General features: G+C 75.3%; 2 protein-coding genes. Both read left to right on the forward strand.

The window, feature by feature from the left end; genetic code table 11:
• On the forward strand, positions 1–1,187 hold a 1,187-nt coding region (locus E1300_RS49030), incomplete at its 5' end, for an MMPL family transporter (protein WP_165503358.1).
• 275 nt (positions 1,188–1,462) lie between these two features.
• Positions 1,463–2,446 (forward strand): helix-turn-helix transcriptional regulator (locus tag E1300_RS49035; protein WP_131764092.1); only part of this gene is annotated, 984 nt, incomplete at its 3' end.

Here is a 2,446-nt window from a genome sequence, read left to right on the forward strand (position 1 = left end):
CCCGGCGCGCCGCCGCCAACCCCTACGAGGCCGACAACCGCACCTGGCGGCGGATCGCCGAGGCCGCGGTCCGGCGGCCGGTGCTGCTGGGCGGCGGCTGCGCGCTCGCGCTGCTGCTGCTCGCCGTGCCGTTCGGGCACGCCCGCTTCGGGCTCACCGACGAGCGCAGCCTGCCCGCGGACGTGGACGCCCACGCCGTCGCCGACCGCATCGGCCGCGACTTCGGCGAGCCGCTCGGCCGCGGCCTGACGGTCGTCCTGCCGTCCGGACCGGCCGGCTCCCGCCTGGACGGCTACGCGCGGCGGCTGTCGGCCCGTCCCGGCGTGGTCTCGGTCCGGACGGCCACCGGCGCCTACGCCCGCGGCCGCCGCACCGGGAACGCGCCCGGGCGCTACGCGTCCGGGAAGGCCGTGCTGCTCAACGTGGCGAGCAGGCTGGAGCCGCAGTCGCCCGCCGCCACGCGCCTGCTGCACCGCGTCCGGGCGGTGCCCGCGCCCGGCCGCCGGCTGGTCACCGGCGTCTCCGCCCACTCCGCCGACACCCTGTCGGCCATCGGACGGGCCATGCCCCTGGCGCTCGGCGCGATCGCCTGCTGCACGTTCGTCCTGCTGTTCCTGTTCACCGGCGGCCTGCTCGTCTCGGCGAAGGCGCTCGTCCTCGGCGCGCTCAGCCTGTCGGCGAGCTTCGGCGCCATCGTGCTGATCTTCCAGGACGGGCACGCCCGCGGCCTCGTCGGCGGCTTCACCGTGACCGGGCGGCTCGACGCGATGACCCTGCTGCTGGCCTTCACCATCGCGTTCGGCCTGTCGATCGACTACGAGGTGTTCCTGCTGTCGCGCATCAAGGAGCGCTACGCCGCCTCCGGGCGGCACACCGAGTCCGTCGTCACGGGCATCGCCCGCACCGGGCGGCTCGTCACCGCCGCGGCCCTCGCCGTGTCGCTGTCCATCGGCTCGCTGATCACCTCCTCGAACACGGTGCTGAAGATGAACGGCCTCGGCCTCGCGCTGGCCGTCCTGGTCGACGCCACCGTCGTCCGCGGCCTCCTCGTGCCCGCGGTCATGCGGCTGACCGGTCCCGCCAACTGGTGGGCGCCCGTCCCCCTCGCCCGCCTCCACCACCGGATCGGCCTCGCCGAGGACGCGTCGGCGCCTCGCCGGGGCCGCGCCGGGAACGTCCGCCTCTGACGCCGCGGACGGCCGTATCGGTCGGCGTTGTCAGAGGCGCCGACCGATACGGATTCGCCAGGACGGCGGGAAACCGCGCGGTTCGCCGACGGCCGCCTTTCCGCGCGTCCATTGGACGTCTTATAGGCGTTTCGGGCGCACTATCAGGCGTTTCGGCTTTCGAGACGTCGTTCCAGGTCACGGCAACCGACCCGCAAGGCCGATTTCCCGATAGGACGGAAAAAGGGGATGATCAACCGCGACAATGTGCCGTGCCGCCTATCCGAGGGAGGACGATGCCGCCCCGATCCGCGTTGGCCCGGGCACGCGTGCGCGCCGGATTCTCGATGCAGCAATCGCTCGCCGACGAGATCGGCGTCAACGTCGCCACGGTCAGCCGCTGGGAGCTGGGCAAGCTCACGCCCCAGGGCATGCGCCGTGCGAGGCTCGCCCACGCGCTGCGGCTGAGCGTGGACGAGCTGGACCGGATCGTCGCGGCCACCAAGCGCCAGCAGGACGAGGCGGAGGATTCCCTCGCGGCCCCGCCGGACGCAGCCGGCGGGCGACCGCACGTCCCGCCGTGGGAGGCCGGCGCGCGTGAAGCGCCGCCCGGCGGCGAACCGCCGGTCGAGGTCCTCACGCCGCTCCAGCGCTCCGGCCGCCCGACCGCCGTCCTGAGCGGGCAGAACGGACCACAGGCGTTCGCGGCCACCGTCCACGCAGCCGAGCCCGCAGACGCGGCCGTACAGGTCGACGCGACTGTGCCGGTCGACGCAGCCGTACCGGTCCAGGCGGCCGTGCCGGTCGACGCGGGCGAGCCCGTCCACGCGGCCGTGCCGGTCGACGCGGTCGAGAACCTGCGCGTCGACCTCGGCAGCCGGGTGGGCGGCACCGGGACCGCCGACGACTGGGTCTCGACCGTCCACGAGCACGCCCGCGCGATGTCCACGACGCCGCCGCACGCGCTCGTCGGACACATCAGCGCCGACATCGCCGACCTCTGCCGGACCATCGACGCGTCCGGCGGGACCGACCGCGCCGTCCTGTGCCGGGTGAGCGCCCAGCTCGCCGCTCTCATGGCGACGGCGCTGACCGATCTCGGCTTCATGCCCGCGGCGCACCGCTGGTGGCGCACCGCCCGCGGCACGGCCGCCACGGCCGGCGACGTGGACCTGCGGGTCTGGGTGACCGGCCGGTGGGCGCTCGCGTGCCAGGGCGCCGGCATGGCCCCGCAGGCGCTCCGGCTCGCCGACGACGCCGAGCGCCTCGCCGGCGACCGG

The sequence above is a fragment of the Actinomadura fibrosa genome (genome assembly GCF_900659615.1).
In the GTDB taxonomy this organism is placed as follows: domain Bacteria; phylum Actinomycetota; class Actinomycetes; order Streptosporangiales; family Streptosporangiaceae; genus Spirillospora; species Spirillospora fibrosa.